Raw genomic sequence first — 20,992 nt, 5'->3', positions numbered from 1 at the left:
GGATTAGCGAAGGGCTAAAGATACCAGTTCAGCGACCGATTGCTCTACTTGGTGATTTATCACTACATAATCAAATTCTGCTGCTGCTGATAGCTCCTCTTTCGCCCTATCTAGCCTTGCCTGAGTTGATTGCTCTGATTCTGTTCCTCTATTAATCAATCGAGCAGTTAACTCCTCCCAAGAAGGAGGCTCAATAAATATCAAAATAGCATTCTTGGAATTTTTTCTTACTTGTCTTGCGCCGTTTAATTCAATCTCTAAAATCACATTTTTGCCATCTTGCAATGCCTCATCAACGGCTTTCTTTGGTGTTCCATATTTAGATCCAGCAAAATCAGCCCATTCAAGAAAATCATTGTCTTTAATCATTTGGTTAAATTTGTCTTCAGCTACAAAAATATAGTCAATACCGTCCACTTCACCAGTTCGCATCAATCGAGTTGTTACTGAAACAGAAATCCAAAATCGCTCATCTGCTCGCAATCGGTTTGTTATCGTACTTTTACCGACTCCACTGGGCCCAGAAACAACTAGTAGTTTTCCACTCTTGCGAGAGTTTTTAATCAAAAGAAACTCCTGCCTTAGTAGCTCAATCTGTCGATGCCCGACACCACCAATTCTACGCGATGGTGAGATTTTTGTTCTTTCAAAAATTATCTGAGCACGAGCATGACCAATTCCTGGCACAGACTGAAGCAAGTCCACCAACTTCATTCGTGTAATTGATTTACGCTCGTCCTTAAAAAGATCAAAAAAGAATAATTCACCAGAGGCAACTTGTTCTTTAACCTTGGCACGATCTTGGCGAGCTAATACAGCTTTTTCCCCAGCCTTGCGCCGTGCTCGACTACTTAATCTTGGGGGCAACATTGCTACCCCAAAGTGATTGCGATTTGTTCAATCTTCTTTCGCATTTTCATATCTGTACCATCCCACATGCCAGTTATTGATCTACCAATTACGACGAAGTCAGCACCTTCAGAAAGTGCATCTTTAGGTGTCATGACTCGCACTTGATCGCCAACATCATCACCTTCTACGCGAACTCCAGGAGTAATTAAAACCGCGGAGTTGGAAAGTTTTCGAAGTTGACCAACTTCAAAGGCAGAACACACAAGTGAGGTAGCACCTGCAGATAAAGCATTACTAGCCCAGTTTTTAGTTGTTTCATTTATATTTAATTTCTGACCCATTAATGAAAAATCTTCTTCAGAAAAAGATGTCAACACTGTTACAGCCGTGATAGAACCTTTCGGTAAGGCTTTAGCTGCTGCACTTATCATCTTACTTCCACCACTAGCGTGAATCGTTAGGAATTTAGGAGATAAATCGGCAACAGATTCCACTGCCCCCTTTACGGTATTTGGGATGTCATAAAGCTTAAGATCCAGGAATAAATTAAATTCACTATCTTTTTGTAACTCCTTAATTCCATTTGAACCATGCTTAAGATAGAACTCAAGACCCACCTTAAAATGATCAATTAAGTTACTAGATGCTTTAATCCAAGATTTTGCCTGCTGGATATCTTTCGTGTCTAGAGCAAGGATAATAGGTAATGTCATTAGATTCCTCTGTGTGCAAACCCAATAGCATCACGAAAATCGTTAAAACCTTTTTGTGTTAATAGCTCTGCTAATTGATTCTTAATTTTAATTACTGCAGTTGGATCGCCAAAAGTTGCAGTACCAACTGACACTGCGCTTGCCCCAGCTAAAATTAGTTCCAGCGCATCTCGACCGGACGCAACTCCGCCCATTCCTACAATCGGAGTATTTGGGAATGCTTGGTGAACCTGATAAATCGCACGCACTGCCACTGGTCTAATCGCAGGCCCTGATAAGCCACCAGTTTTACCAGCCAACTTTGGTCTCATTGTGTTTGTATCAATAACCATACCTAGGAGTGTATTAATTAGCGCCAAAGAATCTACACCTGCATTTATAACTGCAGCAGCAATTTCGACAATATCAGTTACATCAGGTGATAACTTTGCGATAATTGGAAGCTCTCCCCCAATATTTCGTCTAACTGACTCAATAACTGCAACTGCTGTATCTGGCTGACAGGCGAAGACTTGCCCTCTATTTTCAACATTTGGACAAGAAATATTTACCTCAACTGCACTTATTCCAGAAACTGCTCTTAACCTTCTTGCTAAAACACCATACTCATCAACGGTTTCACCTGCAATTGAAACAATAATCTTTGCTTGTTGGGAAACTAGCCAAGGAATATCTTTTTCTAGAAAAACATCAATACCAGGACCTTGCAAACCAATTGAATTAAGCATGCCACTTGGTGTCTCCGCCATTCGCGGTGTCATACGCCCAGTTCTAGGCTTAGTCATAATTGATTTTGTGACGATGGCACCAATTTCTGTGAGTGGAAAAAATTGAGCAAGTTCACTTCCTGAACTAGCGCAACCACTGGCGGTAAATATTGGATTTGAAAATCTTTTACTACCGATTTTTGTTGAAAAATCTAAAGTACTCATTTTTACAACGCATCCATTACTGATTTGCGATCCCAAATAATTTCAGAACCGTCCATTACTGGCCCATCGATACATGTTCTAACCATTTTTATACCATCTTCATGCTTAATTGGAACTACACATGTCATACAAACACCAATTCCGCATGCCATGGCCTCTTCAACTGAACATTGATGTGAGATATCAAACTCTTCGGCAATTTTTGCGATTGCAGATAACATCCCCATTGGCCCGCAAGAGTAAATAACCTCAGTTTTATACTCACGAATTAATCTAGGTATTGCCTCACTAATCTGCCCATGAATACCAGCACTTCCATCATCTGTAGTTAAAGTTAAAGATGAAACACTTCGCTTTCCTTCAAGTGGAGCATAAATTTTATTAGCTGTGCTAGCTCCTAACACCATATCAACTCGACATCCACGATTCTTTAGCAGTTCAGCTAGAGCAAATAGTGGAGCAGATCCGTAGCCACCACCGATTAACATCGTGTTTGCATTTGTTGTTGGCACACCAAAGGCGGTACCAAGTGGTCCAACTAAATCAACAAAGTCTCCAACATTTCTAGCACAAAGCCATTTACTTCCTTCACCGTGGGCTGCAACAACTAATTCAATACTCCCGCCCATTGGCCCTTTATCTAACGCTCTATATATCGCAAAAGCTCTACGTAAAATTAGAGCAGATTGGGAACCTCCAACTGATATTGCAACAAAGTTGCCAGGCTTGCACGCAGCAGCAACTTGTCCAACTGCAAAGACCATATGATGATATGGCCCAACTTTTTTATTACTAATTACTTCAGCATCAATTTGAACTGCTGAGCGGTTTATCTTTTGGGAAATCATGACTTCATCCACTCTTGTAGGGATTTAATACTAAACTCATCTTTTTGTAGTGCTGCAATCCCAGCCACTGCTGCTTTAAAACCAGGGATAGTAGTTATGCAAGAGACAGACCGAGCAATTGCAGCAGTTCGGATTAAAAACCCATCCTGCCTTGAACCTCGCCCAAGTGGGGTATTAATAACTAATTGAACTAATCCTTTTGTAATAACATCATTTGCTGACAATTGATTAGAACCTGGGTCTGAATTTTTTCTCACCAGCTCCGATGGCACGTTCTTACTACTTAAGAATTGATTTGTACCAGCTGTACTATAAATTTTAAAACCTAATTCATGCATCTCTCGAGCTGCTCGCCAGCCTGATTCTTTATCACGCTCTGATAATGAAATAAATACAGCACCTGATTTTGGTAAAGGCCCGAACGCTGCAGTTTGGCTTTTAGCAAAAGCTAGTCCAAAGTTATTTGCGATTCCCATTACCTCACCAGTTGATTTCATTTCTGGACCAAGGACTGAGTCAACACCTGTGCCATCGACTCTTCGAAAGCGATTAAATGGTAATACTGCTTCTTTTACAGAAACCCCATTTGCGTGACCATCACCTGACTTGGGCAAAATTAACTCCTTGCGCAAATCAGCAATTGATACACCTGTCGATATTAAAGCTGCAGCCTTAGCTAATGCAATACCAGTTGCTTTAGCAACAAATGGGACTGTCCTAGAGGCTCGTGGATTTGCTTCTAATACATATAACTTCTTCGGGCTACCACTAATTGCAAATTGAATGTTAATTAATCCTCTAACTCCAACATCTTTTGCAATCTTTTCAGTAGCTTGTCTGATTTGTACAAGCTGTTCCTTTTCTAAAGAGATGCTTGGTATCACGCATGCTGAATCACCTGAATGAACTCCAGCCTCTTCTATATGTTCCATTACCCCCGCTAAATAAAGTTCTTCCCCATCAAATAAAGCATCTACATCAATTTCAATAGCATCATCTAAAAACTTATCGATTAATACTGGGTGGTTAGGAGTAATTGCTGTTGCTTTTTCGATAAATCCTCTAAGAGTTTCTTCATCATAAACAATTTCCATTCCTCTTCCACCTAATACATATGATGGCCGCACGAGAATTGGGTAGCCAATTTGGCTTGCAATCTTTGCTGCCTCATCATATGAGTTAGCCATTCCGAAATTTGGAGCAGATAAATTATTATTTTTTAAAATTTCACCAAATGCTCCTCGTTCTTCTGCCAAATCAATTGCATCTGGTGAGGTTCCCAGGATTTTAACGCCAGCCTCCATTAACCCTCTTGCAAGTCCTAGTGGAGTTTGCCCTCCAAGTTGAGCAATAACTCCAAGTACTGGACCAGCCGCAGTTTCAGCCGCAATTACTTCTAATACATCTTCTAAAGTTAATGGTTCGAAATAAAGTCGATCAGATGTGTCGTAGTCAGTTGAAACTGTCTCTGGGTTGCAGTTAATCATGATCGTTTCATAGCCAGCATCTCGTAATGCAAATGAAGCATGCACACATGAATAATCAAATTCAATACCTTGGCCTATCCGGTTTGGGCCACTTCCTAAAATAATTACTGCTTGCTTAGTCCTGGGTAGAACTTCACTTTCCTCATCATATGCCGAGTAATAATAAGGGGTAAGTGCTGCAAATTCACCCGCGCAAGTATCAACTGTTTTATAAACTGGGTGCAGATTAAAAGTATTTCTAGCTAGCTTAATCTCAGCTTCAGTTACATTTCGCAGAGTTGCTATTTGCAGGTCAGAGAAGCCCATCATTTTCGCAGATCTAAGTAGTTGCTTTGTTAATTCACCAGAAGATGTGATTTCTTTTGCTTTTTGATTAATCAGATTTATTTGTTCCAAAAACCAAGGATCTATCTTGGTTACTTCATAAACTTGTTCAACACTAGCCCCAAGATGCATTGCCAGTTGCAGCTGCTGCAACCTAAATTCTGTGGGGGTAGCGATCAGCTTCATTAAGGTAGCTAAATCACCGCCATTCCAAGTAAAACTAGCACCAGATTTTTCAAGTGAACGTAAGGCTTTCTGAAGTGCTTCTGGAAAACTTCGTCCAATAGCCATTGCTTCGCCAACGCTTTTCATTGTTGTAGTCAAACGAATATCAGCTTCTGGAAATTTTTCAAAAGCAAACCTTGGCACTTTAACGACTACGTAATCAAGTGATGGTTCAAATGATGCTGGAGTTAATTTTGTAATGTCATTATCGATTTCATCTAAGGTATAGCCGATAGCTAATTTTGTTGCTATTTTTGCAATTGGAAAACCTGTGGCTTTTGAAGCAAGAGCTGAGGATCTTGAAACTCTAGGATTCATCTCTATAACAATTATCCGACCATCTACTGGATTTACAGCAAATTGGATATTACAACCACCAGTTGCAACACCAACTTCGCGAATGATTGCGATAGACAGGTCTCGAAGCTTTTGATATTCGACATCTGTAAGCGTCATTGCTGGTGCTACTGTTATTGAATCACCTGTATGGACTCCCATTGGGTCAACATTTTCAATACTACAAACTATTACAACGTTATCTTTATTATCACGCATAACTTCCAATTCATACTCTTTCCAGCCAATAATTGATTCTTCAAGTAATACTTCAGTTGTTGGACTATGACGCAAACCTGCGCCCGCAATTTGATTTAAGTCTTGCTCATTAAAAGCAATTCCAGAACCTAGCCCACCCATGGTGAAAGAAGGTCTTACTACAACTGGATAATTAAGTTCCTGGGCAGCAGCAAGACAATCACTCATTGTGTGACAAATCTTTGATTTTGCAGATTCTCCCCCGATAAGTGCAACTATCTTTTTGAAAACTTCTCGATCTTCACCACGCCTAATTGCCTCAACATCAGCTCCAATTAACTTTGTCCCATACTTCTCAAATGAACCACGCTCATGAAGAGTTATCGCAGCATTTAATGCAGTCTGTCCTCCCAAAGTAGCAAGTACAGCGCTAGGGCGCTCTTTATCTAAAATCTTCTCAATTACCTCAGGTGTAATTGGTTCTATATATGTGGCATCAGCAAACTCTGGGTCAGTCATAATTGTTGCAGGATTTGAGTTAATTAAAATTACCCTGATTCCCTCACTACGAAGAACTCGACAAGCTTGTGTTCCTGAATAATCAAATTCACATGCTTGACCAATAACAATTGGCCCACTTCCGATAACTAAAACGCTCTCAATAGATTTATCTCTAGGCATTAATATCCTTTAAACCTATTCTGGGATTTTCCATTAACTTAACAAATCTTTCAAACAGGTAGGAAGCATCATGTGGACCGGCGGCAGATTCTGGATGGTACTGAACTGAAAAAGCTGGTATCGAAATCATTTCAAGCCCTTCAACTACTGAATCATTTAGTGAAATATGACTTACTCGACCACTTCCATAAACTGTATGAAATTCAACCTCTTTTGGCGCTGCCACAGCAAAACCATGATTATGCGCAGTAATCTCAACTTTCCCAGTTGTTAAGTCAATCACCGGTTGATTAATTCCACGATGCCCAAATGGTAATTTATAAGTTTCAAATCCTAAAGCTCTGCCTAAAATTTGATGGCCAAAACAAATTCCAAAAAACGGTATCTCCTCAAGTAAAACGCTTCTAACTAACTCAACAACTATAACCATTGCGGCCGGATCTCCTGGACCATTTGAAAGAAATACACCATCAACATTTAATTCTTTTATCTGATCTAAGGTGGTGGTAAGTGGCAAGACATGAACTTGAATCCCTAATTTAGCCATTGCCTTTGGGGTCGCAGCTTTAATACCTAAATCAATTGCAGCAACTTTAAATTTAGTTACAACCCCTTTTGGTGGGTTAATAATGTAGGGCTGCTTTGTAGTTACATCTGCTGCTAGAAATGCCCCACTCATTGGAGCGGTCTTACGTACTCTAACTACCATCTCTTCTTTTGTAAGTTCGGTATTACTAAAAATGCCGACTCTCATTGCCCCTCGATCACGTAAATGCCTTGTGATCGCTCGAGTATCCACGCCTTGAATACCAACCACATCGGAATCAATTAACTCTTGCTCAAGGGATTTTTCACTTCGCCAATTACTTGATGTTGGTGAAGGATTTCTTACAACAAAGCCAGATACCCAAATCTTTTCAGACTCTTCATCATTTTTATTAACACCGGTATTGCCTATATGCGGCGCAGTCATGATCACAATCTGTTTATGGTAGGAAGGATCAGTTAATGTTTCTTGGTAGCCGGTCATGCCAGTTGAAAATACTGCTTCACCAAATGTTTCACCCTCTTTTGCCCAAGATAAACCCTCAAAAATACGGCCATCATCTAAAACAAGGTAGGCAGATGATTTTTTATCCATTATTACCGCTATTCACACTCATGACATTACCTGATTTCATACTGAAGTTACCGTTATAGATCACATCGGTGATAACCCCAGGAAGTGTCATGCCCTGAAATGGTGTATTTCTACTCTTTGATTTCATTTTATTTCTATCTACCTGCCAGCTAGAACTTGGATCTAATAATAGTAAATTAGCGACACTACCTTCTTTAATACTTTGGCCTTGTGTTTTATAACCTGCAATCTGCGCTGGCCGCACCGACATTCGATCAACTAATTGTGACCAATCCATCAACTTGCTTTCAATCATCGTCTTAATGACAACAGATAGAGATGTTTCAAGGCCGAGCATTCCAAAAGCTGCAGCCTGCCACTCACAATCCTTATATTCTTCTGAGTGAGGCGCATGATCTGTCGCAACCACATCAATAACACCTTCGGCTAATCCTTCCCGTAGCGCCATTACATCTTTTTGGGTTCGAAGTGGTGGGTTAACTTTATAAATTGGATCATAATTTTCTACTAGTTCATCTGTAAGAAGTAGATGATGAGGTGTAACTTCAGCAGTAACTTGAATACCACGTTTCTTCGCCCATCGAATTAATTCAACTCCACCTGCGGTCGTAACATGACAAATATGTAATCTAGATTGAACATGCTCTGCTAACAAGATATCCCTAGCGATAATTGCTTCCTCAGCTATTGCTGGCCATCCTGGTAAACCTATTCGGGCTGAAACACTTCCTTCATTCATTTGAGCATTTATTGTCAGTCTTGGCTCTTGTGCGTGTTGAGCAATTATTCCGTTATATGTTTTTACATACTCTAAAGCTCTTCGCATGATTAGCGGATCAGCAACACAATTTCCATCATCACTAAATATTCTTACAGCTGCTATCGAATCAGCCATCGCACCAAGTTCAGCTAATTGTTCACCTTTAATACCTTTTGTAACAGCGCCAATTGGATTTACATCACACAAACCAGCATCTTTACCAAGTCTGTATATTTGTTCAACAACTCCGGCAGTATCGGCAACTGGGTTTGTATTCGCCATTGAAGATATTGCGGTGTACCCACCAGCTACTGCTGAGGTAGAGCCAGATAAAACGGTTTCAGCATCTTCTCGCCCTGGCTCACGCAGGTGAGTATGAAGATCAACTAATCCTGGCAGCAACATTTTGCCCGTTGCATCAATTACTTCACCAGACTTACCACCACTCGCTTTACTAACTTTTGAAATCAAGCCATTTTGTATTTCAACATCAACCAGACTTCCATCGGCTAACTTTGCATTTATAATTTTTATCATTTACTACCCACCAATGCTGCGCCACCAAGAAGTTCATATAAGACTGCCATTCGAACTGAAACACCATTTTTTACCTGATCAACGATTACTGACTTTAAGTCATCTGCGCTATCGGCTGATATTTCTAATCCCCGATTCATAGGGCCTGGGTGCATAACAATTGCATTCTTTTTTAGTTTCATAAGCCTTGAATTATTTAATCCATACCGACGAGAGTATTCACGCTCAGTTGGAAAAAATGAATCTGCCATTCGCTCTAGTTGGATTCTAAGCATCATAACAACATCACATTTTTCTATTTCACTATCGAGATCATAAGAGACTGTGACCGCCCAATCATTTACTCCAACTGGTAATAATGTTGGTGGCGCTACTAAGACTACTTCTGCGCCTAATTTAGTAAGTAGTAAAACATTACTTCGAGCAACTCTAGAATGAAGAATATCTCCAACAATTAATACTCTAAGCCCAGATAAATCCTTTTTGTTTTCAGCAAGGTGCTGCTTGATTGTAAAAGCGTCAAGTAAGGCCTGAGTTGGGTGTTCATGAGTGCCATCACCAGCGTTTATCACCGCTGCTTGAATCCACTGTGTGTCTGCAAGTCGCTTTGCTGCCCCACTGCTTCCATGTCTAATTACAACCGCATCTGCTCCCATAGCCTGCAAAGTTTGAGCAGTATCTTTAAGACTCTCACCCTTACTTATCGATGATCCTTTTGCTGAAAAATTGATTACATCAGCTGATAATCTCTTAGCAGCTGTCTCAAAACTAATACGTGTTCTTGTGGAGTCTTCAAAAAATAGATTAACGATTGTTTTACCACGCAGAGTTGGTAGTTTTTTATTTGGCCCATCGGTAATTGCGGCTAATTCTTTAGCGGTAGCCAATAAATTAAGTGCTTCATCCTTTGTCAGATCTGCTGCTGAAAGTAGGTGGCCTGTAATCATTTAATCAACTCCACAAGATCTTCCTTGTCATACTCGGCAAGATGAACTTTCACGCTCTCACTCTTGGCAGTTGGAATATTTTTTCCAACATAATCTGCCCGAATAGGTAGCTCTCGATGGCCACGGTCGACTAAAACAGCTAGCTGAACACTTCTAGGTCTTCCTAACTCTCCAATAGCATCAAGTGCTGCCCTTATCGTGCGGCCTGAGAAGAGAACATCATCGATTATGACTAAGTCTTTACCCTCAATACCACCGGCTGGCACCCTAGTTGGTAGCAATGGTTTAGGAGGACGAAGCCTTAAGTCATCGCGGTGCAGGGTTATATCTAAAACTCCAGTAGCAACTTCTCCTTCAATCTCAGTAATAAATGTTGAGATGCGGTCAGCAAGGAATGCGCCGCGGGTAGGAATACCCATTAAAACTAAATTAGTAATACCTTGATTATGTTCAATGATTTCATGTGAAATACGTTTAAGTGCGCGATCTATGTCGCTGCTAGATAGCAAAATACCCATTTACTTCTCCTTCGCCGCCTCTCGGGACGGATCGTTAAAGGAATCGCCGAATAGTATCAGATGATCTGTGGATATCTAAAATCATCAAAATCTAGGTGTGGTTAGCCTGTAGCAATGAACAAAAATAACCCAGCAGATCGACTAAGAATAATCAGAAAATCCAAAGGGTGGAGCTTGCAAGATGTAGAGCGAAACTCAAACGGTAAATGGAAAGCGGTTGTAATCGGCTCTTATGAAAGGGCAGACCGAGCAATCTCTTTAAAAAAAGCAATTTCGCTTATGGATTTTTACCAAGTACCCGTATCGGAGTTATTCCCTGATATACCTCCACAAGTGAGCACTCGTAGTATCGCACTTGATCTAGTTAAATTATCAGCAGAACAAAGTGAATACTCATCCACGATTCAAAGGTTTGCACGAGGCATTTGCGATCGGCGCAAAGATTGGAACGGTCAGGTACTGACAGTACGAGTTAATGATCTACAATTTTTGGCTATGTTATCGCAACAAGGAGAGCCGGAATTACTTGCTGAACTAGAAAAACTAGGGCTAATTAAAGCCTAGAATGCTATTGAATCCTTTAGTTTAATGATTCGGCCTAAAACGCCATTTATATAACTAGAGGATTCATCAGTTGAAATAGATTTTGCTAACTCAACTGCTTCATCACAGGCTACTTGAAGATCAATATCTGATGCCCAGAGTATTTCAAAGATTGCAATCCTTAATATGTTGCGGTCAATTGGCGGCATTCGATCCATATCCCAACCCTGCGCATATGTAATAATTAATTCATCAATCTTGTTTATATGCTGAGCTACCCCTGTTAAGAGAGTTAGTACGTAGGGTTCTTGCGATAGTTCAGTAGCTCCTCGAGCCCCAAAGAGATCTGATGCTTGAACTTTTTTTATATCCGCTTCATATAAAAAATCAAGCGCCCGTTTACGAGCCTTACTACGCGCGGACACTTTTAGTTTGCTCGACCTAGATAAGCACCGGTTCGAGTGTCAACTAATACTTTTTCATCCTGTTTAATGAAAAGTGGAACCTGAACTGTAATGCCAGTTTCAACTGTTGCAGGTTTTGTACCACCGGAAGATCTATCACCTTGTAAACCTGGCTCAGTATAAGTAATTTTTAATTCAACAGATGCAGGTAATTCTATAAAAAGTGGATTTCCTTCATGCATTGCAACAATAGCATCAGTGTTTTCTAACATGTAATCAACAGCATCGCCAACAGTTTCTTTGCTAATTCTAATTTGGTCGTAATTGGTTGAATCCATAAACATAAAATCTTCACCATCTTTATAGAGATATTGCATATCTCGTTTTTCAACTGAAGCAACTTCAACCTTTACGCCAGCATTTAATGTTTTTTCAACAACTTTGCCAGAGAGGACTGATTTCATTTTTGTGCGAACAAATGCTCCGCCTTTACCAGGCTTAACATGTTGAAACTCGACAACATTCCAAAGCTGACCATCAATATTTAAGGTCATGCCATTTTTAAGATCATTTGTTGTTGCCATTTTTATCCCATCCAAACATGATTAACTCTGATATTTACCAGAAAATTATTGGCCTAGCCTACCTTGTTAGCCAAGTAGTTTTTGCATTGCAATTAGCGCAAGGTGATAGCTCTCAACGCCAAACCCAGCAATTGTTCCATTTACTACCCCGCTAATAACCGAAGTATGGCGGAACTCTTCGCGAGAGAGTGGATTTGATAGGTGCACTTCAATTACGGGCGCTTTAAGCATTATCACTGCATCCCGAATCGCATATGAATAATGAGTAAAGGCTGCAGGATTAAATATCACTGGCTGCTTTTTATCTGCAGCCTCATGTAGGAGAGAGATTAATTCACTTTCACTATCACTCTGCTTAACATCGACATCAATTCCAAGTGAGGTGGCTTTTGATTCAATGGCTTTCCTCAAACCAGCATAATCGAGATCACCATAATAACTTTTTTCCCGCAGATCAAGACGAGAAAGATTAGGGCCATTTAGAATCAATATCTTCATTTGCTTATTCTCTCATATACCTTTGCAAGGGTGCTCAATGAAACATCTTCTAACCAGACTGGTTTCCCGATTTTGCTAATCCCAATAAAACGTAATCGAGACTGCTTTACCTTTTTATCCTGCATGAGCAATACGGACAAACTATTCCACCTACTCCTGCTGTAGCTCAGAGGTAGATTAAAGTTTCTTAGCAGTTCGCGATGTAGCAAAACCGCAACCTCAGATAAATTACTTAATTCTTTGCTCAATTCTGCCGCGAATACCATTCCAATACTTACAGCCTCACCATGGCGCAATTTATACTTACTATCTTTCTCAATCGCATGTCCTAAGGTATGACCGTAGTTTAAAATCTCGCGAAGTTTGCTCTCTTTAAAGTCTTTAGAGACAACATCGGCCTTTACTTTAACGGCTCGAGAAATTAATTGTGGATAATCCAAAATATCTTCTTGCACAAGATTTAAAATCTTATAATCAGCAATGAAGCCACATTTAATTACTTCTGCCATTCCAGCAGAGATATCCCGCTTGGGTAGACTTTCTAAAAAGTGCGGATCTATAAATACTTTTTTAGGTGAATAAAAAGACCCGATTAAATTCTTTCCGGCACCAGAATTAATTCCGGTTTTTCCGCCAACACCAGCATCAACCATTCCGGCAAGTGATGTTGGTATCGCATACCAACTTATCCCTCTAAGCCATGTTGCAGCGGCAAAGCCGGCGACATCGGTAGTAGCTCCCCCGCCAAATCCAATAATGGCATCTGATCTTTCCAATCCTATGGATGCTGCTTTTCGCCAAATACGATCTAAGAACTGAGCACTCTTTTGACTCTCACCATTTGGAGTTGGAAGTAGAAATAAATTTTTCGATTCTTTTATTTTAAATAGCTTTATAAGAGAGGCGGGGGCTAATAGCAAAACTTTTCTATGGTTATTACATATTTGCTTGATCGCACTTGAAAATTCAACCCCTATTTCAACCTGGTAATTATGCTCAGCTTTTACGTTTATTATTTTCATAATTTACTCTTTAGCTTTTCACTAATAATTTTGGCAACTTCTGCCGGTTTCTTATTATCAGAAGACACAATTTCGGTCGCAAGTCGCTCATATATAGGCCGGCGATCATTCATTAAATTCAGCCACTGCTGGCGAGGGTTTATCAAAAGTAGAGGTCTATCTTTATTAAATCCAACTCTATTTGCTGCCTGTGAAATTGAAACATCAATGAATACTATGGGAAAGTCGCATGACTCTAATTTATGTTGTGTTTCTACAGTAATTGGAGCACCACCACCTAATGCAATAACGCCGGAAAAGTCCGTGAGTAATTTACTAACAACATCAACTTCCATTTTACGAAATATCTGCTCACCATCATCAACAAAAATTTCAGAAATCTTTTTACCGGCTATTTTCTCAACCTCACTATCACTATCAATAAATGGCATTGATAGCTCTTTAGATAAAGCACGACCTACTGAGGATTTACCCGCACCCGGTGGGCCGATTAAGACGATTTTCGTAAGCATTACTTTATATCTAAGGTTTTTATGTAGTTCTCAAAGTTTCGCTTAGTCTCTTGCAAGCTATCACCACCAAATTTTTCAAGCACTGCATCTGCCAGTACTAAAGCAGCCATAGCCTCTGCCACAATTCCAGCGGCAGGAACAGCGCACACATCTGAGCGTTGATTAATTGCTTTAGCTGGTTCACCGGTTGCTACATCTATTGTGTCCAATGCTTTTGGAACAGTAGATATTGGTTTCATTGCAACCTTAACTCTTAGAATTTCCCCGTTACTAACTCCACCTTCAGTGCCACCAGCTCGATCAGTGCGCCTTGCAATTGCACCTTTAGAGTTCTTCTCAATTTCATCATGAGCAACAGTGCCTCGCCGTCTTGCAGTTGTGAAACCGTCACCAATTTCTACACCTTTAATAGCTTGAATACCCATCATTGCTCCAGCAAGTTTTGCATCTAGGCGTTTATCCCAGTGTGTATAAGAACCTAATCCTGGTGGTAAGTTATAAGCTAAAACTTCAACAACACCACCAAGTGTGTCTCCATCACGATGGGCTGCTTCAATCTCTTTAACAATTGCTTCACTTACTTTTTGATCAGCACATCGCACTGGGTTCTCATCAATTCGATTTCGATCTGCAATGGTAGGTAATGAATAATCTTCAGACACACTGACCTCACCAATTGAAATCACATGACTTAATATTTCAATTCCAACTGACTGCTTGAGAAAAGCACGAGCCACCGCTCCTAGTGCAACTCTTGACGCTGTCTCTCTTGCACTTGCCCTCTCTAAAACGGGTCTAGCATCAGAAAAATTAAATTTTTGCATCCCTACTAAATCTGCATGTCCAGGACGTGGCCTTGTTAAAGGCGCATTTCGAGCAAGATCTTTAATTTCATCTTCAGGAACAGGATCTGAACTCATAACTTTTTCCCACTTGGGCCACTCTGAATTTGCAATTTGAATAGCAATTGGGCCACCTTGTGTTATGCCAAGTCGAATACCGCCAGTAATAGTTATTTTGTCAGCTTCAAAATTCTGACGAGCACCTCTGCCAAAACCTAATCGGCGGCGAGATAAATCTGCGTCAATATCTTTACTAGTGATGAGAACATGTGCAGGAATTCCCTCAATAATTGCTGAAAGAGCAGGACCGTGTGATTCACCTGCTGTTAGCCAACGAATCACAAGACTCCCCTAATCAATATTTAGAAGAGTATTCTCTCAGATCAGATACTTATCTCGCCGCCAATTTAACCTCTTACTCAGAGAATTCTTGCTAAATAGGTACCACAGATCATAAATGGCGCAAAGGCAATGGCAGGTGATCTACTTATTAATGCATAAAGACCGCCAAGAATCCATGTGAAAGAAAGCGAATTCACCAAGGCAGTAACTGAACCAAGCTGTAACGCTAATAAAAACGACAACTTGATATCCCCTGCACCTATTACGCCTTTAGCTACCATATTAAGCAATAGATAGAAAGAAAGATTTAAACAACCAAATAACCAATTACCCAAATTTGGTATCAATAACAAAAAAATAACAAATAAATCAATATTTCTGATTAAATGAAAGCGGATATCATAAAATGACATCCAGGTCAGCATAAGTAACAGAAGAATTTGAATTGCCATTACAGCAGGTTAGAGATTTAAAATCTCTAAAAGTATGGTTGTGGATTAACCCTTAACGGCCGCATTTGCGACTTTAAGCAATTCTTTCCTCATTTCATCAAAATCAAACTCTTTTTGTGAAAAATAATTTATCTGAAATAGTGCCTGCTCAACTAGAAGAGATAGTCCTCCAATTACATTTCTTCCTAGATTCTGGTACCGCTTTGCTAGCTCAGTGGGCCATGGGTGGTAAATAACCTCAAAGAAATCTGCTTTTGTTGAGATAATTGAAAGTCCATCAGTTGCACCGGCAGGTGTAGTAGAAATAATCAAATCTCTATCTTGAATCTCTTCAAATCGATGCCAATCTAAAAACTCAATATCTAAATCAACTGCGGCGGCGTGTAACTGATCATGGCGAGTCACAGATCTAGTTAAAATTGAAAGTTCTGAACCACTTCCTCTTAAAGCACCAATCGCAGCACGAGCAGTTCCGCCTGCACCAAGAATCGCAATTTTCTTGCCAAAATATGGCTTAAGCAGGTTTTTAAAAGCTAGCAAGTCAGTTGATAAACCAATACTTCCAGTTGATTCAAAGATAATTGTATTAACAGAGGTTATTTGCTTAGCAACTGGGTCAACTCTATCCACAAATCCAATTGAAATTTCCTTTAATGGCATAGTTAATGCAAGGCCTCTATACCCAGAATTTTTTGCTTCAAAATAATAATCACCAAACTTATCTTCACTTATTTCAGCACTTAAGAATTCTGCTTCTACCCCAAGGATCTTGTAAGCAGTGGAATGTAATAGGGGCGAGAGAGAATGGCTAATTGGGTAACCAGCCACCGCCAACTTAATCATTAAACAAACCTGCCTTTTCGTTTTTCTTAAACTCACTTACCCAAACTAGGAATTCGTCATAAGATTTTGTAAATCTAGTGTCACTAGGTTTCACTGTCACATAGTAGAGCCACTGCCCGTTTGCAGGATTAACTGCAGCCTCTAACGCAGCCTGACCTGGATTTCCAATTGGGCCTGGCGGCAATCCACGATATCGGTAAGTGTTATAAGGAGATTTTATTTCTAGTAATTTATATGGCAAGCGAATTTTTCCTCTTAAATTCATCGCATAATCAATTGTTGCATTTATCTGCAAAGGCATGCCTACTTTTAATCTGTTATAAATAACCCGAGCAATTTTTGAAAAATCTTGCTCATCACCTTCTGCTTGTAACATAGACGCTATTGTTAAAAGCTCATACGGGGTAAAGCCACTATATCCTTGATCAATCTTGCTAGCTTTAGCCGCTAAATTAAAGCGATCAACCATTTGTTGAACTGCATTATCCGTGCTTAAACCAGGAATAAATGCATATTGAGCTGGAAACAAAAACCCTTCTAGATTATTAGTGTTATATTTTTTATCAGGTTTTACATCTTTTGATAATACGCCTTCAACCAAATTTGATTTTGATAATAGATCTAATATTTCATTCTTTCGTAAACCCTCATTAAACCCAAATAGACCTCGATTGCGTTTGCCATCAAGAAGTTGTTCAAAAGCTGCCCGAGATGATATTTTCAAATCAATCTCATGAACTCCAGGAGAAATTGATTTAGCACGCTTTTCATTTATCGCAATTTTATAAAAAACTTTACTTACTTTTATCACTCCAGATTTATAAAGCTTCTGAGCTATTTCAGTACCACTATCTCCAGGTTCGATAAAGATTTCAACTTTTTGATCTGACGTAGTAGCCCGATAGTCATTAAGTAGGAACGCGTTATGGATAAACACTGCGGATATAGAAAATGTTACACAGCCAAGTAACATGCCAATTAAACGTCTCACATAAGCCTACCTATTGCTGTTCCAGATCTCTCACTAAGTATTGCACTCTCTAATATATTTATAGCTGCAATTTGATCAATAATATGTTTACTATCTCTTTCAGATTTTCCTACTTCCCGCATTTGAGCATAAGAATTGGCGGTAGTAAGCCGCTCGTCTACAAAATAAATCGGACCCTTAAAAACACTTTTTAATAAGATTGCAAACTCAGCAACATCTGCAGATTTCGCACTTTCCTCCCCCGATAAATGCTTTGGATCACCTACAACAATATAAATTGGTTCAACTTCTTTTACTATTTCTAATAATTTATCGACTAATTTTTCATTATTTAAGATAGTTGCATGGGGTGAAACTAAAATTGATTCACGATCAGAAGTTGCAACACCGATCCGCTTATCTCCAAAATCAAAGCCAACTCTTCGGCCAATTTCTACAGGCTTACTCATTATCGGTCCGATCTTTAATTTACTTTCCCCTCAATTAGCTTGGTAATTTCAGTGAGTGCCTTTGAAATAGCTAGAACATCTACCCCACCACCTTGTGCGAAGTCGTCTTTACCACCGCCGCCACCGCCAAGGGTTGCAGAACCAATTTTTATTAAATCACCTGCCTTAATTCCCAATTTAATCGCTTCAGGTGAGACTGCAGCGACAAGTAAGGGCTTACCACTATTGATAGTTGAAAGCACCACTACACCAGACTTAACTTTTTCTCGCAAATTAATTGCAATTGATCTCATGTCATCAACTGCTATTTCACTTTCTAATTGCTCAACAATTAAATTAATATCTCTAACCTTCTTTGCTTTATTAGCTATTTGTGAGGTGGCTGCTAACGCCTTTGCACTTCGAACAGCTGATAACTCTTTCTCCATCGATTTCATTTTTTCAACTAATTCAGAAATACGCTGCGGTAATTCATCTGCCCGCGCACCTTTAATTATTTCAGTCAAAGAATTCAGTAATACATGCTCGCGAGCAAGATATTGATAAGCATCGTGCCCAACAAGCGCTTCGACTCTACGTACACCAGCACCAATTGATGACTCAGATAAAAGCTTTACTAACCCAAGTTGGCCTGAGCGAGCCACATGTGTGCCACCGCATAACTCCTTGGCCCAATCGCCAACGCTAACAACTCGAACCTGATCACCATACTTTTCACCAAATAGTGCTATTGCTCCCATAGCTTTTGCGGCATCTTGTGACATTACTTGAGCGTGTACTTGTAAGTCAGCAATTAATAATTCATTAACTCTACTTTCAACATCATTAAGTACAGATATTGGAACAGCGCTAGTTGAAGGAAAATCAAACCTGAATCGACCTGGTGCGTTTTCAGATCCGGCTTGAGTTGCCGTCTCACCTAACGCTTCTCTAAAAGCTTTGTGCACCATATGCGTTGCTGTATGTGCTCTAGAAATAGCTAATCTTCGTTCTAAATCAATATCAGCAACAACTGGAGCGCCACTCTTTACAACACCGCTAACCACACTTCCTCTATGAACAATTAGACCAGGCAGAGGTGACTGAACATCTTCAACTTGAATTACAGCGCCATTAGAAAGTTGAATTTTTCCACCATCGGCTAATTGACCACCACCTTCAGCATAAAATGGCGTTCGATCTAAAGTAATTTCAATCTCAGCACCAATATTTGCTTCTGCAACACTTTTCCCATCAACTAATACACCGGTAATCGTTGCTTCTGCAGAAATATTTTCATATCCAACAAACTTTGAGGTGCCTGATTTATCTACAATTGCTCGATACTCTGTTAAATCTGTGTGTCCACTCTTCTTAGCTTTGGCATCTGCCTTGGCTCGATCTCTCTGCTCATTCATTAGCTTACGGAATCCCACCTCATCAACACCAAGACCTTGCTCACGTGCCATCTCAAGTGTTAAATCAAATGGAAATCCATATGTGTCATGTAGTTTAAATGCTGTATCCGCTGATAAGGATTTACTCTTCTCACTTTTTAATTGAGTTGCAGCTAAATCAAAAATACTAGTTCCACTTTTTAAGGTCTGAGTAAAAGTTTCTTCTTCGGCCTGCGCAATTGCCAAAATTCTTTCAGATCCACTAATTAGGTCCGGATACTGTGGGCCCATCGCCTTAATTGAACTTTTAATTAACTCGCCAATAACTAAATCTTGTGAACCGAGCAGCCGCATATTTCTAATTGTTCGCCGCATCATTCGCCGTAATACGTACCCGCGGCCTTCATTACCTGGAGTTACGCCATCACCAATTAGCATCATGGCTGTTCGTGCGTGATCTGCTACTACACGAAGTGCTACATCTGACTTTTCATCTTTTCCATATTTAACTTTTGTTAGAGCTGACGCTTTATCTAAAACCATCTTTGTTGTATCAATTTCATATATATTTTCAACACCTTGCAAAAGGGCGGCAGTGCGCTCAAGCCCTAAGCCAGTATCAATATTTTTCGCAGGCAATTCTCCAACAATTGGAAATGAATTTTTGTCTCCGCCGTCGCCCCTAATATTTTGCATAAAAACTAAGTTCCAAATTTCAAGATACCTATCTTCATCAGCAATTGGTCCACCCTCTTTGCCATAAGCACTCCCGCGATCAAAGTAAATTTCAGAACAAGGCCCACAAGGACCTGGCACCCCCATTGACCAAAAATTATCTGCCATGCCTCTGCGCTGAATACGATTCTTTGGTACACCAACTTGTTTTTGCCAAATGTTTGCTGCCTCATCATCATCTTCATAAACAGTCACCCATAACTTATCCTCACTAAATCCATATCCACCATCTGATATCGATTTAGTTAGTAACTCCCAAGCAAGTGCAATAGCACCCTCTTTGAAGTAATCACCAAATGAAAAGTTTCCGCACATCTGAAAGAAAGATGCATGTCTCGTTGTTTTGCCAACTTCATCGATATCTAAAGTTCTTACACATTTTTGAACAGAGGTTGCTCGCTGATACGGTGGCTTTACCTCACCAAGGAAGAAGGGTTTAAACGGTACCATTCCCGCGTTTACTAATAAAAGATTTGGATCACTTGCAATAAGTGAGGCTGAGGGAACAACAGTATGAGAAAGTTTTAACGAGTTCTTTGACTCAAAAAAATCAAGCCACCTAGAGCGGATATCTACTGAATCCATCACTACTCTTTCGCTTTACTTTTTTTCTTACCCTTTTTCTTTAGTTTCGCTGCTGAAACTACAGCTGTTGCTGCCTTCATGGCCATTGGGTTCTCATCAAAAAAAGATCCGGTTACGTTTGTAAATTTCTTAATCAGAGCCTCTAGTGACTTACCTGCATTGCTTATGCTCTTTATTGGGCTATTGATCATCGCAATAGTTTTTGTGACTTCATCAATAGTTCTTGAAAGCCTAAATACTGTATATGCGATAGCTATAGCGATCACTGCAAGTGAAGATGCTGCGATTATTGTTGCAATTCCACCTGGACCCATA

The 20,992-nt window shown here is 39.9% G+C and carries 22 protein-coding genes; 1 reads left to right on the top strand and 21 read right to left on the bottom strand.

Features of this window, described 5'->3' with window-relative positions; translation table 11 throughout:
* Positions 1-3: 3 nt before the first annotated feature.
* Genes gmk through pyrR form a run of 9 tightly spaced genes read right to left on the bottom strand, consistent with a single transcriptional unit; the run spans position 4 to position 10,499 of the window.
* Entirely contained in the window at positions 4-870 is an 867-nt protein-coding gene (gene gmk / locus B1sIIB91_RS02875) for a guanylate kinase (protein ID WP_095688126.1), read from the bottom strand.
* 2 nt (positions 871-872) lie between these two features.
* Entirely contained in the window at positions 873-1,565 is a 693-nt protein-coding gene (pyrF, locus tag B1sIIB91_RS02870; RefSeq protein WP_095688125.1) for an orotidine-5'-phosphate decarboxylase, read from the bottom strand.
* Positions 1,565-2,497 carry a dihydroorotate dehydrogenase gene (locus tag B1sIIB91_RS02865; protein ID WP_095688124.1) on the bottom strand — a complete coding sequence of 311 codons (933 nt, stop codon included), beginning with the start codon at positions 2,495-2,497 and terminating at the stop codon, positions 1,565-1,567. Before B1sIIB91_RS02865 ends, pyrF begins: the two co-directional genes overlap by 1 nt.
* A gap of 2 nt (positions 2,498-2,499) precedes the next feature.
* Positions 2,500-3,345 carry a dihydroorotate dehydrogenase electron transfer subunit gene (locus B1sIIB91_RS02860; protein ID WP_095688123.1) on the bottom strand — a complete coding sequence of 282 codons (846 nt, stop codon included), beginning with the start codon at positions 3,343-3,345 and terminating at the stop codon, positions 2,500-2,502.
* Entirely contained in the window at positions 3,342-6,596 is a 3,255-nt protein-coding gene (carB, locus tag B1sIIB91_RS02855) for a carbamoyl-phosphate synthase large subunit (protein WP_095688122.1), read from the bottom strand. The genes B1sIIB91_RS02860 and carB overlap by 4 nt, the downstream gene beginning before the upstream one ends.
* A complete protein-coding gene (gene carA / locus B1sIIB91_RS02850; protein WP_095688121.1) occupies positions 6,589-7,737 on the bottom strand; it encodes a glutamine-hydrolyzing carbamoyl-phosphate synthase small subunit in 1,149 nt (382 codons plus the stop codon). Before carA ends, carB begins: the two co-directional genes overlap by 8 nt.
* A complete protein-coding gene (locus B1sIIB91_RS02845; RefSeq protein WP_095688120.1) occupies positions 7,730-9,034 on the bottom strand; it encodes a dihydroorotase in 1,305 nt (434 codons plus the stop codon). Before B1sIIB91_RS02845 ends, carA begins: the two co-directional genes overlap by 8 nt.
* The gene (locus tag B1sIIB91_RS02840) at positions 9,031-9,981 is read right to left on the bottom strand and encodes an aspartate carbamoyltransferase catalytic subunit (RefSeq protein WP_095688119.1); all 951 of its coding nucleotides are present in this window, start codon (positions 9,979-9,981) and stop codon (positions 9,031-9,033) included. The genes B1sIIB91_RS02845 and B1sIIB91_RS02840 overlap by 4 nt, the downstream gene beginning before the upstream one ends.
* Positions 9,978-10,499, bottom strand: coding sequence for a bifunctional pyr operon transcriptional regulator/uracil phosphoribosyltransferase PyrR (pyrR, locus tag B1sIIB91_RS02835; RefSeq protein ID WP_095688118.1), 522 nt, complete (start codon positions 10,497-10,499; stop codon positions 9,978-9,980). The genes B1sIIB91_RS02840 and pyrR overlap by 4 nt, the downstream gene beginning before the upstream one ends.
* 114 nt (positions 10,500-10,613) lie before the next feature.
* Between pyrR and B1sIIB91_RS02830 the strand changes: the two genes are divergently transcribed.
* The gene (locus B1sIIB91_RS02830; protein ID WP_095688117.1) at positions 10,614-11,063 is read left to right on the top strand and encodes a transcriptional regulator; all 450 of its coding nucleotides are present in this window, start codon (positions 10,614-10,616) and stop codon (positions 11,061-11,063) included.
* Here B1sIIB91_RS02830 and nusB read toward each other — a convergent pair.
* The 12 genes from nusB to B1sIIB91_RS02770 form a co-directional block, all read right to left on the bottom strand.
* Entirely contained in the window at positions 11,060-11,467 is a 408-nt protein-coding gene (gene nusB / locus B1sIIB91_RS02825) for a transcription antitermination factor NusB (RefSeq protein ID WP_095688116.1), read from the bottom strand. The genes B1sIIB91_RS02830 and nusB overlap by 4 nt on opposite strands.
* 2 nt (positions 11,468-11,469) lie before the next feature.
* Positions 11,470-12,030 (bottom strand): elongation factor P, encoded by a 561-nt coding sequence (gene efp / locus B1sIIB91_RS02820; protein ID WP_095688115.1) that lies wholly within the window; start codon positions 12,028-12,030, stop codon positions 11,470-11,472.
* Between the two features lie 66 nt (positions 12,031-12,096).
* Complete coding sequence (gene aroQ, locus B1sIIB91_RS02815) at positions 12,097-12,528, bottom strand: type II 3-dehydroquinate dehydratase (RefSeq protein ID WP_095688114.1); 432 nt, start codon at positions 12,526-12,528, stop codon at positions 12,097-12,099.
* Positions 12,525-13,550 carry a 3-dehydroquinate synthase gene (gene aroB / locus B1sIIB91_RS02810; protein WP_095688113.1) on the bottom strand — a complete coding sequence of 342 codons (1,026 nt, stop codon included), beginning with the start codon at positions 13,548-13,550 and terminating at the stop codon, positions 12,525-12,527. The genes aroQ and aroB overlap by 4 nt, the downstream gene beginning before the upstream one ends.
* Positions 13,547-14,062 (bottom strand): shikimate kinase, encoded by a 516-nt coding sequence (locus B1sIIB91_RS02805; RefSeq protein ID WP_095688112.1) that lies wholly within the window; start codon positions 14,060-14,062, stop codon positions 13,547-13,549. Before B1sIIB91_RS02805 ends, aroB begins: the two co-directional genes overlap by 4 nt.
* Complete coding sequence (aroC, locus tag B1sIIB91_RS02800) at positions 14,062-15,246, bottom strand: chorismate synthase (RefSeq protein ID WP_041869579.1); 1,185 nt, start codon at positions 15,244-15,246, stop codon at positions 14,062-14,064. Before aroC ends, B1sIIB91_RS02805 begins: the two co-directional genes overlap by 1 nt.
* 77 nt (positions 15,247-15,323) lie before the next feature.
* On the bottom strand, positions 15,324-15,698 hold the full coding sequence (locus B1sIIB91_RS02795) for an A24 family peptidase (RefSeq protein WP_095688111.1): 375 nt from the start codon (positions 15,696-15,698) through the stop codon (positions 15,324-15,326).
* Between the two features lie 45 nt (positions 15,699-15,743).
* On the bottom strand, positions 15,744-16,541 hold the full coding sequence (locus B1sIIB91_RS02790; RefSeq protein ID WP_041869572.1) for a shikimate dehydrogenase family protein: 798 nt from the start codon (positions 16,539-16,541) through the stop codon (positions 15,744-15,746).
* Positions 16,534-17,532, bottom strand: coding sequence for an endolytic transglycosylase MltG (gene mltG / locus B1sIIB91_RS02785; protein WP_223298619.1), 999 nt, complete (start codon positions 17,530-17,532; stop codon positions 16,534-16,536). Before mltG ends, B1sIIB91_RS02790 begins: the two co-directional genes overlap by 8 nt.
* Positions 17,529-17,981 carry a Holliday junction resolvase RuvX gene (gene ruvX, locus B1sIIB91_RS02780; RefSeq protein WP_095688110.1) on the bottom strand — a complete coding sequence of 151 codons (453 nt, stop codon included), beginning with the start codon at positions 17,979-17,981 and terminating at the stop codon, positions 17,529-17,531. Before ruvX ends, mltG begins: the two co-directional genes overlap by 4 nt.
* Positions 17,982-17,995: 14 nt before the next feature.
* Positions 17,996-20,677, bottom strand: coding sequence for an alanine--tRNA ligase (gene alaS, locus B1sIIB91_RS02775; RefSeq protein ID WP_095688109.1), 2,682 nt, complete (start codon positions 20,675-20,677; stop codon positions 17,996-17,998).
* A gap of 2 nt (positions 20,678-20,679) precedes the next feature.
* Positions 20,680-20,991, bottom strand: a complete 312-nt coding sequence (locus tag B1sIIB91_RS02770) for a DUF948 domain-containing protein (RefSeq protein WP_095688108.1) — start codon at positions 20,989-20,991, stop codon at positions 20,680-20,682.
* Position 20,992: the final 1 nt, after the last annotated feature.

It is taken from the genome of Candidatus Nanopelagicus abundans (assembly GCF_002288305.1).
GTDB lineage: Bacteria > Actinomycetota > Actinomycetes > Nanopelagicales > Nanopelagicaceae > Nanopelagicus > Nanopelagicus abundans.
Note: the sequence above shows the minus strand (reverse complement) of the source record. Positions and strands in the feature narration are given on the sequence as shown.

Bases quoted from the DNA above. Each gene is read 5' to 3' on its own strand.
- gmk (WP_095688126.1), bottom strand. From the start codon at position 870: ATGTTGCCCCCAAGATTAAGTAGTCGAGCACGGCGCAAGGCTGGGGAA.
- pyrF (WP_095688125.1), bottom strand. From the start codon at position 1,565: ATGACATTACCTATTATCCTTGCTCTAGACACGAAAGATATCCAGCAG.
- B1sIIB91_RS02865 (WP_095688124.1), bottom strand. From the start codon at position 2,497: ATGAGTACTTTAGATTTTTCAACAAAAATCGGTAGTAAAAGATTTTCA.
- B1sIIB91_RS02860 (WP_095688123.1), bottom strand. From the start codon at position 3,345: ATGATTTCCCAAAAGATAAACCGCTCAGCAGTTCAAATTGATGCTGAA.
- carB (WP_095688122.1), bottom strand. From the start codon at position 6,596: ATGCCTAGAGATAAATCTATTGAGAGCGTTTTAGTTATCGGAAGTGGG.
- carA (WP_095688121.1), bottom strand. From the start codon at position 7,737: ATGGATAAAAAATCATCTGCCTACCTTGTTTTAGATGATGGCCGTATT.
- B1sIIB91_RS02845 (WP_095688120.1), bottom strand. From the start codon at position 9,034: ATGATAAAAATTATAAATGCAAAGTTAGCCGATGGAAGTCTGGTTGAT.
- B1sIIB91_RS02840 (WP_095688119.1), bottom strand. From the start codon at position 9,981: ATGATTACAGGCCACCTACTTTCAGCAGCAGATCTGACAAAGGATGAA.
- pyrR (WP_095688118.1), bottom strand. From the start codon at position 10,499: ATGGGTATTTTGCTATCTAGCAGCGACATAGATCGCGCACTTAAACGT.
- B1sIIB91_RS02830 (WP_095688117.1), top strand. From the start codon at position 10,614: ATGAACAAAAATAACCCAGCAGATCGACTAAGAATAATCAGAAAATCC.
- efp (WP_095688115.1), bottom strand. From the start codon at position 12,030: ATGGCAACAACAAATGATCTTAAAAATGGCATGACCTTAAATATTGAT.
- aroQ (WP_095688114.1), bottom strand. From the start codon at position 12,528: ATGAAGATATTGATTCTAAATGGCCCTAATCTTTCTCGTCTTGATCTG.
- aroB (WP_095688113.1), bottom strand. From the start codon at position 13,550: ATGAAAATAATAAACGTAAAAGCTGAGCATAATTACCAGGTTGAAATA.
- B1sIIB91_RS02805 (WP_095688112.1), bottom strand. From the start codon at position 14,062: ATGCTTACGAAAATCGTCTTAATCGGCCCACCGGGTGCGGGTAAATCC.
- B1sIIB91_RS02795 (WP_095688111.1), bottom strand. From the start codon at position 15,698: ATGGCAATTCAAATTCTTCTGTTACTTATGCTGACCTGGATGTCATTT.
- B1sIIB91_RS02790 (WP_041869572.1), bottom strand. From the start codon at position 16,541: ATGATTAAGTTGGCGGTGGCTGGTTACCCAATTAGCCATTCTCTCTCG.
- ruvX (WP_095688110.1), bottom strand. From the start codon at position 17,981: ATGAGTAAGCCTGTAGAAATTGGCCGAAGAGTTGGCTTTGATTTTGGA.
- alaS (WP_095688109.1), bottom strand. From the start codon at position 20,677: ATGGATTCAGTAGATATCCGCTCTAGGTGGCTTGATTTTTTTGAGTCA.
- B1sIIB91_RS02770 (WP_095688108.1), bottom strand. From the start codon at position 20,991: ATGGGTCCAGGTGGAATTGCAACAATAATCGCAGCATCTTCACTTGCA.